The following is a 12,668-nucleotide window of genomic DNA, read 5'->3' as shown; positions in this document are numbered from 1 at the left end:
CGAAGGACGATGTGCAACCGACGTACCGCACCGCCCCGCCCCGCACGGCACCGCCCCGCCTCCGGGCTCCGGGCACGCCGCCACGACGTAAACGTCCCGCCACAGGATTGCGTGGCGGGACGTTTACTTCGTGGCGGGATGCTGAGTCACGCGTGCCGCTCTACCGCACAGCACCGCGAGATGGTCACGGCGCCAGGAGAAAACCTGGCGCGGTGACCATCTCGCGGTGTCGTGCGGGATGAGCGGCGCGGGGGGGGGGGACTGCAGGAGGCGCGGTGCCCGCAGGAGGCGCGCCGCGCCTCCTGGTCAGCGGCCGCCGGTGATCTTCCGGTCGCGCTGGGCGACGCCCGCCGTGCCGTAGGGGTAGTCGTCGACCCGGGGTGCGCTCGCCGAGGTGAGCCGGGCGACCTCGTCGTCGGTGAGGGCCGCGGCCAGGGCCGACGAACCCAGGTTGTCGTCCAGCTGCTCGACCGTGCGGGCGCCGAGGATCACCGAGGTGACCGCGGGCTGACGCAGCAACCAGGCCAGCGCGACCTGCGAGGCCGAGGCGTCGTGTGCCGAGGCGATCGAGGTGACCGCGTCGAGGACGGTCCAGGTGCGCTCGTCCGCGTTGCGCGCCTCCCAGGCCTCCATGCCGCGTTTCGGGTCCTCGCCGAGGCGGGTGGCACCGGTGGGCGCCTGGTCGCGGACGTACTTGCCGCTCAACCAGCCGCCGGCCAGCGGCGACCAGGGCAGCAGGCCGATGCCGGCGTCGAGCGAGGCCGGGACGACCTCGTGCTCGATGTCGCGGACGAGCAGGTTGTACTGCGGCTGCAGCGTGACGGGCGGGGCGAACCCGAGGGCCTCGGCCCGGCCGACGGCCTTGGTCACCTGCCACCCGAGGTAGTTCGAGAAGCCGTAGTAGCCGATCTTGCCCGCGCTGATCGCGTCGTCGAGGAACCTCAGCGTCTCGTCGATCGGGGTGAGGTGGTCCCAGGCGTGCATCTGGTAGAGGTCGACGTGCTCCACGCCGAGCCGGGTCAGCGAGGCGTCGAGGGCCTTCGCGAGGTGACGACGCGACAGCCCGACGTCGTTGGGCCCGTCGCCCATGGGGAAGCGTCCCTTGGTCGCGAGCACCACCTGGTCGGCGTCCGTGGGGTGGCTCGCCAGCCACCGGCCGATGATGGTCTCGCTGGTGCCGGCGCTGTAGACGTCGGCGGTGTCGACGAGCGTGCCGCCTCCGGCCACGAAGGCGTCGAGGATGGCGTGCGAGGTCGGTTCGTCGGCTTCGGCGCCGAAGGTCATGGTGCCGAGGGTCAGCTCCGACACCGAGGCTCCACTGTTTCCGAGGGTTCTGTAGTCCATGACCCGACGCTACGCGGACTGCGACCGCACCCGACCGGGCGGTGCCCTGCCCCAGGATGCGGCGCGCGTCCAGTTCGTCTGTTGGATACTCTCGGGTAGGTCACTCGACACCGACGTCGGGAGGACCACCCGGGACCAACCACCCCGGATCACCGTCCCACCCGAGGGGAACGACCGTGACGTCCACACCGCAGGCGGCCTCACCAGTCGCCGGATCAGCTGCACTCCGCACCACGCCCACGAACACCGCGCCGACGGACACCGCGCCCACGGACACCACGCCCACGGACACCGCGCCGACCGACGCCACCACCGATCCGACCGCGGCGCCCCCCAGGGCGCAGACCTTCGAGGCGCTCGTCGACCCGCGGGTCCGCAGCGTCTCGACCACGGATCGCGAGGTCGCGCACGCGCTGATCCGCAAGAACTACAAGATCACGCGCCTCGAAGGCGAGGGCCCCGAACCGTTCACCTACAGTCGCGCCGTGTCCGGCGACACGCGCTTCGCCCTCTGCCGCTTCGAGTACCGGCGGGGACGCCTGCTGTCCGAGAGCGATCCGACCGGGTTCCTCGTCGCCGGCGGCGTGATGGCCGGCCGGTTGTCGCTGCGGACCCGCGACCACGAGCTCAGGGTCGAGCCGGGCGCACCGTTCTCGTTCCCGTCGCACGACGCCAAGGTCATGCTGTCGTACGACCTCGTGCTCGGGCAGGTGATGCTCGACCGCACCGCCGTCGAACGCGAGCTGGAGGCCATGCGGCTCACCGCCCCCGGGGGGCTCCGGTCGACCGCGGCCGAGGCGGTCTCGCCCTCGCTCGGCCGCTACTGGTCCGACCTCGTCCGGCACGTGCACGAGCACGTCATCCGCAACGACGCCGCCATGGCCAGTCAGCTGGTGCGGGGCTCGGCGTTCCGGTCGCTCGTGGCCGCCTACCTCGAGGCCTTCGAGACGAACGTGGTCGGCGTCGGCGGTGCCGACGGCCTCACGCCCCTCCCGTCGACCGTGCGTCGGGCTCGCGACTACATCGAGCAGCACGCGCACGACGACATCGGCGTCGTCGAGATCGCCGAGGCGGCTCGGGTGACCCCCCGCGCCCTGCAGCTGGCGTTCCGTCGCCACCTCGACTCGACGCCCATGGCCGAACTGCGGCGGGCGCGGCTGCGCGGCGCGCACGGGGACCTCGTCATGGCCGATCCGACCCTCGGCCACACCGTCGCGGGCGTGGCGCTCAGCTGGGGTTTCGCCCACGCGGGCCGCTTCGCGGCCCAGTACACGGCCGAGTTCGGGCGGTCACCCCGCGACACCCTCGAAGGGTGACGGGTGACTTTTTGCCACCGCTTCGCAAGCTGAGCTTTCATTTCGTTTTTCGGACATTGCCGGGTTTGCCCGAGGAGCGGAGAGCCGCAGAATGAAGTGGCCTCGCGGTGAAAGGTTCAGGACCGCGAGTCACAGCGCACGAGATCGACGTCGGGTTTCTCTCGTGTCGCCGGGGTGCGGAGGGAGTCGGGTTCCTTCCGCACCCCTTTCTCGTCTCCGGAGGAGGCGTCCGTCGGGGACGCGGCCCGCGCCTCCTGCGTTCTCGACGAGCGCGGCGCGAACGCGCAGCGCGAACGCACGGCGCGAACGCGGCGCAAGCGCGGGGCGAACGCGCGCAGCGCGAGCGCGCAGCGGTCAGTCGCGGGCGGAGACGTCCGTGTGCACGAAGCCCTGGAAGGACCGGCTGGCGGTCGGGCCGCGCTGGCCCTGGTAGCGCGAGCCGTACTGGGACGAGCCGTACGGGTGCTCGGCGGGTGAGCTGAGCTTGAAGAAGCAGAGCTGGCCGATCTTCATGCCGGGCCAGAGCTTGATCGGCAGGGTGGCGACGTTCGACAGCTCGAGCGTGACGTGCCCGCCGAAGCCGGGGTCGATGAAGCCCGCGGTCGAGTGGGTCAGCAGGCCGAGGCGCCCGAGCGAGCTCTTGCCCTCGAGGCGGGCCGCGACGTCGTCGGGCAGGGTGACGAACTCGTAGGTGCTGCCCAGCACGAACTCGCCCGGGTGCAGGATGAACGGCTCGTCGGCCTTCGCCTCGACCAGGCGGGTCAGCTCGGGCTGGTCCGCGGCCGGGTCGATGAACGGGTACTTGTGGTTGTCGAAGAGCCGGAACAACCGGTCGAGCCGCACGTCGATGCTCGACGGCTGGATCAGCGTCGGGTCGTAGGGGTCGAGGCCGATTCGGCCGGCGTCGAGTTCGAGCTTGATGTCGCGGTCGGAGAGCAGCACGCGACAAGACTAGTCAGCGCGTGCGGGGCCACGGGGGGAGGATGGACGCATGCGTGCCATCACCGTCCCCGTGCCCGGAGGGCCCTCCGCCCTCGTCGTCTCCGAGGTCGCCGAGCCGGTGCCCGGCCCCCGCGAGGTCGTGATCGACGTCGCCGCCGCGGGCGTCAACCGCGCCGACGTCAACCAGCGGGAGGGGCACTACCCGTCGCCCGCCGGGGCGCCCGGCTGGCCCGGGCTAGAGGTCAGCGGCACCGTCGTCGCGACCGGCGAGCACGTCACCGCCGCGGCCGTCGGCGACTACGTCGTGGCCCTGCTGCCGGGCGGTGGTTACGCCGACCGCGTGCAGGTGGACGAGGGCCTGGTGCTGCCCCTGCCGCGCGGCGTCGACCTCGTCGAGGCGGCGGGCCTGCCCGAGGCCGTCGCGACCGTCTGGTCGAACGTCTTCATGAGCGCCGGGCTGAAGCCGGGCGAGACCCTGCTCGTGCACGGCGGCGCCAGCGGCGTCGGCTCGATCGCGATCCAGATGGCCGTGGCGCTCGGCTCGACCGTCTACGCCACCGCCGGGACGGCCGACAAGACGTCGTTCTGCGAACAGCTCGGCGCCGCGCGCGGCATCGACTACAAGACCGAGGACTTCGTCGCGGTCGTCGACGAGCTGACCGAGGGCCGCGGCGTCGACGTCGTTCTCGACCTGGTCGGTGGCGACTACATCGCCCGCGACGTCGAGGCGCTCGCCGTGAACGGCCGGATCATGGTGATCGCCGTGCAGGGCGGCCCGTCGGCCACGATCGACCTGTCGCGCCTGATGGCCAAGCGCGGTCGGGTCTGGGCCACCACGCTGCGCGCCCGCCCCCTCGACGAACGCCGCGCGATCATGGCCGAGGTGCGCGAGCACGTCTGGCCGCTGGTCGAGGCCGGGTCGGTGCGACCGGTGCTCGACAGCGTCTACCCGCTCGAGTTCGTCGCCACGGCCCACAAGCGCATGGAGTCCGGCGGGCACAGCGGCAAGATCCTGCTCGCCGTCCGCTGAGGCCGAGCCGAGGAGGCGCGGGTCGCGGAGCCGAGGAGGCGCGGGTCGCCGAGCCGAGGAGGCGCGGGTCGCGGAGCCGAGGAGGCGCGGGTCGTCAGGACACGCGGCTGTCGGCCCCCTTGCGCACGGCCGAGGCGCCGGTGATCTCGACGAGCACGGGCACCGTCTCGCCCAGCACGCGGTCGAGACCGCGGGCGACGTCGGACGCCGCCGCGACCACGGGTGCCGGGGACGATCCCGCGGTCAGCCGCACCCGCACCTTGAGGGCGGGCCGACCTGCGACCGTCCACGCCGAGACGCCCACCGAGGCCACGTCGCGGCGGTCGCGGAGCGCGTCGGTGATCGCGGTGTCGGCGAACGAGCTCGACACGGCGATCGAGCCGGCCGGGTCGTCCTGGACGACGACGCTGTCGGTGCGACCGTGCCCGTGGGCGGGGATCGCGACGACGAAGACGATGACGAGCAACAGGCAGAGCAGGGCGAGGGCCACCGGTAGCCAGCTGCCGCCCGTCGCGCCGGACGGGTCGATCGGCGTCGCCGCCACGGCGTCGTCGAGGGCCGAGGACGCGGGTGACAGCAGGTCGCGCAGGACGCCGCCGCCGGGCAGGGCGACGATCACGAGGAACGCTCCGACGGCCAGGGCGACGAGGCCGACGACGAACAGGAGGAGGCGGTTCGCGAACCGGTTGCTCGAGGTCATGCGCCGACCCTCCCCGTGTCGGTCGTGCGGACGCGAGCCGTGAGCTCGGGCCGGTAGGCGACCGACTCGAGTTCGGAGCGGGTGGCGGCCTCGACCGACTGCTCGTCGACCGCGAGGCCGGACGCGGGCGTCAGGTCGATCTGGGCCCGACGACGGGACACCCACGCCGAGACCTGCTGGTCCGAGAGGCGCCCCGAGACACGGGCGGCCCGGGCGAGCGAGGACGCGATGACCCGGTCGTCGACGACCACCGCCACGCGGTCGTCGTCGATGGTGTGGCGTCCGCGACGGCCGGGCGTCACGGCGAGGCCGATCAGGACGAGGCCCAGGATCGCCGCGACGACGCCGGCGCCGAGCACGAGGCCCGAGGTGCCGCCGCCGTCGACCGACGACGTCAGCGTCGCGAGGACGTCGAGCGGGGAGAAGAGCAGGGCCCGTCGACCGAGCGCGGCGTAGACGGCCTCCACGCCGACGTACCCGACGACGAGCGTGAGCAGCACGAGCACGACGATCGCGCTGCCCGAGCGCGAGGAGTGCTGCTCGCGTCGGAGGACGCGGCGGTGGAGGCCGGGGTCGATCCCGCTCACGAGGTGCGCCCCGTCCGGTCGGTGCGGCTGCCGCTGACGGTGACGTCGACGCGGGACACGGTGCGCCCCGCGAGTTCGGAGAGCCGACGGGTCAGGGTGGACTGGAGGTCGCGGACGACGGCGACGACCCCGCCCTCGGGCATGGTCACGGCCTCGGAGAGCATCGGGACGCGGACCGGCGTCGAGACGCGAAGGGCGAGCTGGCCGGCGTCGTCCTCGGCCAGGACGCGGACGTCGGCCCGACGCACGTGGAGGGTCTCGGCGACGACGGCCACCGCCACCTTCTGCAGCACCTTGGCGGGGATGCCGACGTGCCCCGCGACGACGCGTCCCGTCTCGGCGAGATCCGTGCCGGCGGTGGTCATGACGACGAGCGCCGTCCGCGCAGGGCGTCCAGCAGCCCGGCCACGTCGGTCCTGCCCGAGACGACGCGCCCGACGAGCGCGCCGACGGCGATGAAGACCGCGACGAGCACGAAGCCCCAGAACCCGAAGGCCAGGGCCGAGACGGCGAGCACGGCGCCGATGGCCATGCCCGTGGTGGTGGCGGTCACGAGACGCGGCTCTCGCTGGTGGGGTCGACGTCGTCGTCACCGGGGATGTGGACGTCGACGATCGCGACGTTCACCTCGGCGACCTCCATGCCGACGAGCTGCTCGATCGCCCCGGCCACCGCGGCACGCACCTGTTCGGCGACCGTGTGCAGGGGGGCCGGGTACCCGACGACGATCGTGACGTCGGCGGCGACCTGGGTCTCGCCGACCTTGACGCGGACGCCCTGACCGAGGTCCGTCGTGCCGATCACGTCCCGCAGGGCGCCGAACGCCCGCGCGGTGCCGCCACCGAGGGCGAAGACGCCGGGCACTCCACGGGCGGCGATTCCGGCGATCGTGGCGACGACGCCGTCGGCGACGACCGTCCTGCCGGGCACCCCGACGGTGCCTCTCGGGACGGTGCTCGTCGGGGTCTCGTCGGTGGTGGCCATCGGTGTCTCCTTCTGATCGGACGATGTGCGACGGGTCGGCGTCGCCCTTCGGTCTTACCGGACGCGCCGCCGACGGGTCCGGTCACGGTCTCCCGCGCGCACCGATTCCGGTGTATCCAGGGATGAGACGCCTTCCGTGGCCCGAACGTCACGGAATGCGTCACCATTCATCCACGGGTCGTGACTCGTCCACGGGTCGTGACCCGCGCCTCCTCGTCCTGGGGGCCCGGGCGGACGCAGCAGCAGAGGAGGCGGACATGGCGGCGGACCTGACCGAGGCCACCGACGCCGTGCTCGCGTCGCGTGCCGCCGAGGGTGACGAGCGGGCCTTCGAGGTGTTGCTCCGACGCCATCTGGGGTTGATGACGGCGTACGCCACCCGGCTGACCGGTTCACGAGCCGACGCGACCGACGCGGTGCAGGAGGCGTCCATCACGATCTGGCGCGAACTGCCGACGCTGCAGACGCCCGCGGCGGTCAAGGGTTGGATGATGCGCATCGTGTCGCGCAAGGCCTTCGACCTGATCCGGTCGCGACGCCTCACCGACGACGTCGACGACCTCGAGCTGCCGGCGGCGACGCCCACGACCGATCCGGAACGCCGGGCGTCCTCGAACGACGCCATGGAGGCGCTGCGTGCGGCGCTCGCGCGGCTCCCGGCCAGCCAACGGCAGGTGTGGGCGCTGCGTGAGGTCGGTGGCGAGTCGTACACCGAGATCGCCGAACGGACCGGCACCACCGTGACCGCGGTCCGGGGGCAACTGGCCCGGGCCCGAGAGACCCTGACCCGCGAGATGGAGGCCTGGCGATGAGTGACCGTCCTCACGGCACCGACCACGCCCACGAAGACCCGACCCCACCCGACGTGCCCGTCGCCCTGGGCGAGTCCGTCGACCCGGGTGGGCCCGTCGACCCGGCTGCGCCCGTCGAGCCGGGTGCGCCGGGCGACGCCGGCCCGTCGCCCGACGAGCCCGTCGACGGTGCCGAGGACGGGGTCTCGCCCGAGCGTCTCGTCGACTACCTCGACGCCGGTCGGCAGCCCTACGACCCCGAGATCGAGGAGTCGCCCGAGGCCCGGGCCCAGCTCGCCGCCCTCGAACGCCTCCGGGCGATGGGGGCCCGACTGCTCGAGTCCGACGCCGCGGCGAGCCCCGCACCGGACCCGAGCTGGATCTCGGGCGTGATGGACCGCGTGCGCCTCGAGTCGCGGGCCGGGAGGCAGATCCCGCTCGCCTCGATCGACGAGCGTTCCACCCTGCACATCACCGAGGGCGCCGTGAGGTCACTCATCCGCGAGGCGGGCGACGGCGTCGACGGAGCCATGGTCATCTCGTGCACGATCCACGGCGACGTCAGCGTGCCCAGTGCGCTCGTCCGGGTCGAGGTCGTCGTCAGCGGCCTCTTCGGCGAACCGCTGCCCCCGCTCGCCGAGGCGGTCAAGTCGGCGGTGTCGTCGAGCCTGTCCCGTCAGACCGAACTGACCCTCGAGAGCGTCGACGTGGTCGTCGACGACGTCCACCTGCAGAGCGAAGGAGGCGCGGCGTGAGCGACGACGACGGCCTGCGGGCCCCGATCAGCCCGGCCGACCTGTCCCTGCTCGCCGCCGAGCTCGGCGAGATCGCGGCGTCGGTCGACGGCGTCGTGCACGTCCGGGCCCGGCCCGGATTCGGCAGCGTCGTCCGCTCGGCCCTCCAGGGGTTGAGCGCCGTCGTCGGTGGCGGAGGGGTCGTGGGCTCGACCGTGCAGAGCGACGCCTCGGTCGCCGGAGCCACGTCGGCCGACCCGGGCGTCCCCGCCTCCGAGATCCCCGACGCCGAGCGCGCCGACCCGGCCTCCGCCGAGGCCGCCGCCCCCGGCCGACCCGTGCCCCTCGTCGGCATCGCCGTGGCCGACCTCGAGACCCGCATCACCCTCGACATCGCGGTCGACGAGAGCGGCTCCGGCCCGCTCGTGGCCCGTGCGGTCGCCCAGGCGCTGCTCGACCGCGTGAGCGGGGAGCCCGTTCCGCCGGCGTCGGTCGACCTGCGCATCGTCTCGGTCGCGACGGGAGCCTGAGCGCGCCTCCTGCCGGTGGTGCGCGGAGTCGCACCGCCTGCTGGACGTCACACCGCGGAACGCGGCGGTGCGATGTCCGTTCGGCGGTGCCACACGCTCGGCAGGGCGGGGGGAGCACGGGAGGCGCGGGCCGCTATAGTGGTCTGACGCGCCTCTGAGGCGCCGCGCGAGTGTAGTTCAATGGTAGAACTTCAGCTTCCCAAGCTGATAGCGCGGGTTCGATTCCCGTCACTCGCTCTCTTCTTCTCTGAGGTGACGTGACGGCCGGGCTCACGGCCTGGTCACCACCGCCGTCACGTCTCTTCCCACGTCATCGGGGTACGGGCTCGTGGGGCGTTCGGCCGACGGCGGCCGGGAGCGCCGCCCCCGTACGATGGTCGTCGCCGCTACCGGGGGGAAGCCATGACCGACGATGCCACGACGACCGTCTCGTTGCTGCACCCGATGCTCGACACGCACGGGCCCGGTTGGGTCGAGTCGCGCTCGAGCAAGCCCGTCGTCGGGGTGTCCAGCGGCCTCTCGGCCCTGTTTGTCGACTGTGCCGGGCCGGGCACCCGCGTCGCCCTCGTCACCGATCCCGCATCGCGGCTCACGTACTCGCTGTTCCACCTGCTCGACGTGCTCGGCGGGGTCTGGCTGACCCGCGCCTCCGACGGTTCGCTGCGTCGGGCGGTCACGCTCGAGCCGGTGCGATCACCGGCCCACGGCCTCGGGGTGACCGAGGACGGCTACCCGCTGCCGCAGGACGAGGCGCCGTCGTCGGTCCGGCTCGACGAGGGACGCACCGTCGACCCCGACGCCGTCCCGTGGACGCAGCTCGCCGTCGTCACCCACCACCGGGCGCGGGCCGAGGCCCGACTCGGCGGAACGCTCGAACGACTCGTCGAGGCGCTCGCGCCCGGCACGCGCACCCTGTGGGGGACGACCGAACCGGCCACGACGGCCTGGGACCGCGACTTCTTCACGGCCGCCGCGCGCAGCCGAATGCCCTCCGAGACGCGGTTCCACGTGGCAGGCGGTGACGCCTCCGGGCCGAGGTATCGGGGCTGGGTGCGCATCGCGCGCAGCGACGACGGGGTGATCGAGGAGACCCGCATCGTCGTGACCGGAGCCGTCGCGCCGGGCGTCGTCGCGGACGCGCTCGCCGACGTGGCCGGTCGACAGCAGGTCCTCCTGGCCACGGCGTGGTCGATGTCCGGCCGGGCCGACGGGACGGTGTCCGCCCACGACCGGGTCGCACCGCAGCCACTCGCCGCCGTCGTCGGGGCCCGGGGCGTTCGGGGCATGCAGCTGGACGTCGAGGGCCTTGTCCGTCGGGTCGGCGGACGGGTGCTCGGGTCGTCGCGGACGCCGTCGGTGCTCGTGTCGTTCGACGAGGGGCCGGCCGGTGACGCCGAGGTCGGTGCTGGTGCTGGTGCTGTCGACGGTGCCGCGGCCGCAGTCCGTTGGCACCGCTTCGCCGATGCTGTCGAGGCCGTCGGCGCCGACGAGATCCTCGCTGCGATGACCCCGCCGGGGGTGCACCGTGCCTCGTGAGTACACCGTGGTGACGCCCGAGCCCGTGACCGCCGTCGACGGTGCCCGCGCAGCCGCCGAGATCGACCCGTACCTCGGGCTGGGCAAGCTCTGGAACGGCGGCGGGCTGCAGATCGCGACCGACGACGGGCTCGTGCTGGCGATCGTGCGCAGCACCTACGTCGAGGACCCGGCCGACGCCTCCGTCCTGCTCGGGGTCGACGTCGAGGCGGGCAGCTGGCTGACCGAGGCGTACGCGCCGGGGACCGACCCGGTGTCCGACGCGGTCGTGCAGGCGCTCGTCCGCAACACCGGGGGGCGCGTCGTGGTCGAGGCGGTCCCGGGTGGGCCGAGGCCCGCGACGGCTGCGCCCGCGACGGCCGCGCCCGCGACGACCGACGAAGGGGCACGCTCATGAGTTCGTGGTCGATCTCGCCCAGCGGGGTGCAGTCGGTCCTGGCCGAGGTCCAGGTCTCGGCCGGCGACCTCGGCACCGCGGCCGGAGGCCTGGAGACCGGTCACGAAGAGCTGAGCGGCGGTGTCGGCGACCTCCTCGTGGGCGTGGCCAACGCGGTGCTGGGGCTGATCGAGTCCGAGGCGACGACCCTCACGTCGGTCGTGAACCGCATCGAGTCGTGCGGCACCGGTGCCGCCGAGGCGACCATCGCCTACGTCGCGGGCGACGAGGAGATGGCGGCGAACGCTCAATCCGCCGCCGTGACGGCGGCCGCCGAGGCACCCGCTCTGGCGAGCGAGCAGAGCGCCGCCGGCATCCCGCCCGTCTCGACCCCGGGGGTGCCCCGATGAGCCCCTCGCTGATCGTCCCCGGTGCGATCCCCGGCGTCACCATCGACCCGGCGGCGATCTCGACGTCCGCCGCCACCTTCCGCAGCACGGCGACCGCCATCGCCGAGAAGGGTGCGGGCGTCGTCACCTCCTGGTCCGGGCTGTCGGGCGTCTACGCGGCGCCCGAGGCCGAGCAGTTGTTCGTCGCCATGGACCCGGTCGGCACGAGCACGCAGACCCTCGGCGACACGTTCGGCCAGGTCGCGACGCTGCTCGACGACCTCGCCACGGCCGTCGCCGCGCCCGTCGCCCGGCTCAAGGAGCTCGTCACCGAGGCCGAGGCCTTCACCGCCGAGGTGTCCGGCGGCGTCACCTACAGCACCGAGAGCTACAACTCGTACATCTCGAGCGGCCCCGACGAGACCACGGTCGAGTGGTACGACCACATCCCCTCGCGCAACCGCAACGACGAGTTGCTCGGCGAGGTGAACGCCGAGGTCGCCAAGATCGACGCGGCCCGAGCCGAGTGCGAGAACGGCATCAACGCGTTGCGCACCGACCCGATGTGCTTCCCCGAGCAAGTGGGCCTGTCGGCCGAGCAGCTCGACTCGATGAAGGACCTGCCCTACGGCGCCCCGGGCGACCCGCACAAGACCTGTTCCGAGTCGATGGGCACGGGTCTCGGCATGTTCATCGCCGAGGCGGCCTACGGCGCCGGTGCCCTGGTGGGTTGGGACATCCAGGGCGGCACGGGCGTCACCAAGGAGTTCGGCCTCAAGGCCTGGGGCGGCCTGCTCCAGGGGCTCGGGGCCATCGCGATCACGAGTCCGGCGACGATCGCGCTCGCGTACGCACCTCCCGGCACGGTGCCGGCGGCCGCCCAGCCGGCCGTCGACTGGTACCGCACCACGATCGAGGGCGTCACGCAGGGCATCGTGGGCACGCCCGAGATGTACGACGAGGACCCGGTCGCGGCCGGCACCTACGCCACCCTCGGCGTGGCCTCGTTCTTCGTCCCGGTCGGCGGCGCAGCCGTCGGCGGGACGAAGGCGGCGACGGGCCTCGCACGGCTCGGCGGCGCCGCGGAACGAGCTGCGCTCCGTGCCCCCGAGGGTTCCCTGTCGCGGATCGGCCTGACACACGCGGGTCACGCCCTGAACGCCATGTCGGAGACCACGCGTCTGCTGACCGGAGGGCACGGCTCGGCCGGTCGTGGGCCGGACGCCGCGCCCTCGCGCTTCGACGAGCAGGTCGCCCGGCTCGACGACGTCGTCGGCGTCCGCGCCGACGGCCTCGCGCCGCCGCCCACCCGCGTCGACGGCCCCGACACGACGCCCGGGCCGGTCCGTGACGACGCGTCCGCCCCGCCGGTCCGTGACGACGCGTCGGCCCCGCCGGTCCGTGAGGAC

Annotated in this window: 16 protein-coding genes and 1 tRNA gene; 10 read left to right on the top strand and 7 right to left on the bottom strand. The window is 73.3% G+C overall.

The features are described from left to right. Positions 1-306 precede the first annotated feature (306 nt). A complete protein-coding gene (locus tag IFT36_RS12445; protein WP_056044374.1) occupies positions 307-1,344 on the bottom strand; it encodes an aldo/keto reductase in 1,038 nt (345 codons plus the stop codon). Between the two features lie 176 nt (positions 1,345-1,520). Between IFT36_RS12445 and IFT36_RS16985 the strand changes: the two genes are divergently transcribed. After that, positions 1,521-2,660, top strand: coding sequence for a helix-turn-helix transcriptional regulator (locus tag IFT36_RS16985; protein ID WP_159828233.1), 1,140 nt, complete (start codon positions 1,521-1,523; stop codon positions 2,658-2,660). A 354-nt stretch (positions 2,661-3,014) separates the two neighbouring features. Here IFT36_RS16985 and dcd read toward each other — a convergent pair whose 3' ends face one another. Continuing rightward, positions 3,015-3,602, bottom strand: coding sequence for a dCTP deaminase (dcd, locus tag IFT36_RS12435; RefSeq protein WP_123571018.1), 588 nt, complete (start codon positions 3,600-3,602; stop codon positions 3,015-3,017). Between the two features lie 49 nt (positions 3,603-3,651). Between dcd and IFT36_RS12430 the strand changes: the two genes are divergently transcribed. Continuing rightward, positions 3,652-4,632, top strand: a complete 981-nt coding sequence (locus IFT36_RS12430) for an NAD(P)H-quinone oxidoreductase (RefSeq protein WP_123571017.1) — start codon at positions 3,652-3,654, stop codon at positions 4,630-4,632. Between the two features lie 94 nt (positions 4,633-4,726). On the opposite strand, the gene IFT36_RS12425 is transcribed toward IFT36_RS12430, so the two are convergent. From IFT36_RS12425 to IFT36_RS12405, 5 genes are read right to left on the bottom strand one after another with little or no spacing between them, the layout of a single operon-like run. Beyond that, the gene (locus IFT36_RS12425) at positions 4,727-5,332 is read right to left on the bottom strand and encodes a hypothetical protein (RefSeq protein WP_200413280.1); all 606 of its coding nucleotides are present in this window, start codon (positions 5,330-5,332) and stop codon (positions 4,727-4,729) included. Next, positions 5,329-5,919, bottom strand: coding sequence for a DUF6286 domain-containing protein (locus tag IFT36_RS16980; protein ID WP_200413279.1), 591 nt, complete (start codon positions 5,917-5,919; stop codon positions 5,329-5,331). The genes IFT36_RS12425 and IFT36_RS16980 overlap by 4 nt, the downstream gene beginning before the upstream one ends. Next, a complete protein-coding gene (locus tag IFT36_RS12415; RefSeq protein ID WP_200413278.1) occupies positions 5,916-6,284 on the bottom strand; it encodes a hypothetical protein in 369 nt (122 codons plus the stop codon). Before IFT36_RS12415 ends, IFT36_RS16980 begins: the two co-directional genes overlap by 4 nt. Beyond that, positions 6,281-6,472, bottom strand: coding sequence for a DUF2273 domain-containing protein (locus IFT36_RS12410; protein WP_056044388.1), 192 nt, complete (start codon positions 6,470-6,472; stop codon positions 6,281-6,283). Before IFT36_RS12410 ends, IFT36_RS12415 begins: the two co-directional genes overlap by 4 nt. Then, a complete protein-coding gene (locus tag IFT36_RS12405; RefSeq protein ID WP_200413277.1) occupies positions 6,469-6,903 on the bottom strand; it encodes an Asp23/Gls24 family envelope stress response protein in 435 nt (144 codons plus the stop codon). The genes IFT36_RS12410 and IFT36_RS12405 overlap by 4 nt, the downstream gene beginning before the upstream one ends. Before the next feature lie 257 nt (positions 6,904-7,160). On the opposite strand from IFT36_RS12405, the gene IFT36_RS12400 reads away from it, so the two are divergent. The 8 genes from IFT36_RS12400 to IFT36_RS12365 all read left to right on the top strand — a co-directional run. After that, positions 7,161-7,715, top strand: a complete 555-nt coding sequence (locus IFT36_RS12400; RefSeq protein WP_056044391.1) for an RNA polymerase sigma factor — start codon at positions 7,161-7,163, stop codon at positions 7,713-7,715. Continuing rightward, positions 7,712-8,449 (top strand): Asp23/Gls24 family envelope stress response protein, encoded by a 738-nt coding sequence (locus tag IFT36_RS12395; RefSeq protein WP_200413276.1) that lies wholly within the window; start codon positions 7,712-7,714, stop codon positions 8,447-8,449. The genes IFT36_RS12400 and IFT36_RS12395 overlap by 4 nt, the downstream gene beginning before the upstream one ends. Then, positions 8,446-8,958: a hypothetical protein gene (locus tag IFT36_RS12390; RefSeq protein ID WP_200413275.1), complete on the top strand. Its 513-nt coding sequence runs from the start codon at positions 8,446-8,448 to the stop codon at positions 8,956-8,958. Before IFT36_RS12395 ends, IFT36_RS12390 begins: the two co-directional genes overlap by 4 nt. A 166-nt stretch (positions 8,959-9,124) precedes the next feature. Further along, a tRNA-Gly gene (locus IFT36_RS12385) sits at positions 9,125-9,195 on the top strand. A gap of 165 nt (positions 9,196-9,360) precedes the next feature. Further along, positions 9,361-10,494, top strand: coding sequence for a DUF6177 family protein (locus IFT36_RS12380; protein ID WP_200413274.1), 1,134 nt, complete (start codon positions 9,361-9,363; stop codon positions 10,492-10,494). Beyond that, positions 10,484-10,891, top strand: a complete 408-nt coding sequence (locus tag IFT36_RS12375) for a hypothetical protein (RefSeq protein ID WP_173154303.1) — start codon at positions 10,484-10,486, stop codon at positions 10,889-10,891. Before IFT36_RS12380 ends, IFT36_RS12375 begins: the two co-directional genes overlap by 11 nt. After that, positions 10,888-11,280, top strand: coding sequence for a DUF6507 family protein (locus IFT36_RS12370; protein ID WP_159828199.1), 393 nt, complete (start codon positions 10,888-10,890; stop codon positions 11,278-11,280). The genes IFT36_RS12375 and IFT36_RS12370 overlap by 4 nt, the downstream gene beginning before the upstream one ends. Then, the coding region (locus IFT36_RS12365) for a hypothetical protein (protein WP_200413273.1) at positions 11,277-12,668 on the top strand (1,392 nt) is incomplete at its 3' end. The genes IFT36_RS12370 and IFT36_RS12365, both read left to right, overlap by 4 nt.

This window comes from Frigoribacterium sp. CFBP 13605 (assembly GCF_014839405.1).
GTDB lineage: Bacteria > Actinomycetota > Actinomycetes > Actinomycetales > Microbacteriaceae > Frigoribacterium.
This window is presented reverse-complemented; position numbering and strand designations above follow the sequence as displayed.

Bases quoted from the DNA above. Each gene is read 5' to 3' on its own strand.
- IFT36_RS12445 (WP_056044374.1), bottom strand. From the start codon at position 1,344: ATGGACTACAGAACCCTCGGAAACAGTGGAGCCTCGGTGTCGGAGCTG.
- IFT36_RS12430 (WP_123571017.1), top strand. From the start codon at position 3,652: ATGCGTGCCATCACCGTCCCCGTGCCCGGAGGGCCCTCCGCCCTCGTC.
- IFT36_RS12425 (WP_200413280.1), bottom strand. From the start codon at position 5,332: ATGACCTCGAGCAACCGGTTCGCGAACCGCCTCCTCCTGTTCGTCGTC.
- IFT36_RS12415 (WP_200413278.1), bottom strand. From the start codon at position 6,284: ATGACCACCGCCGGCACGGATCTCGCCGAGACGGGACGCGTCGTCGCG.
- IFT36_RS12405 (WP_200413277.1), bottom strand. From the start codon at position 6,903: ATGGCCACCACCGACGAGACCCCGACGAGCACCGTCCCGAGAGGCACC.
- IFT36_RS12400 (WP_056044391.1), top strand. From the start codon at position 7,161: ATGGCGGCGGACCTGACCGAGGCCACCGACGCCGTGCTCGCGTCGCGT.
- IFT36_RS12395 (WP_200413276.1), top strand. From the start codon at position 7,712: ATGAGTGACCGTCCTCACGGCACCGACCACGCCCACGAAGACCCGACC.
- IFT36_RS12380 (WP_200413274.1), top strand. From the start codon at position 9,361: ATGACCGACGATGCCACGACGACCGTCTCGTTGCTGCACCCGATGCTC.
- IFT36_RS12370 (WP_159828199.1), top strand. From the start codon at position 10,888: ATGAGTTCGTGGTCGATCTCGCCCAGCGGGGTGCAGTCGGTCCTGGCC.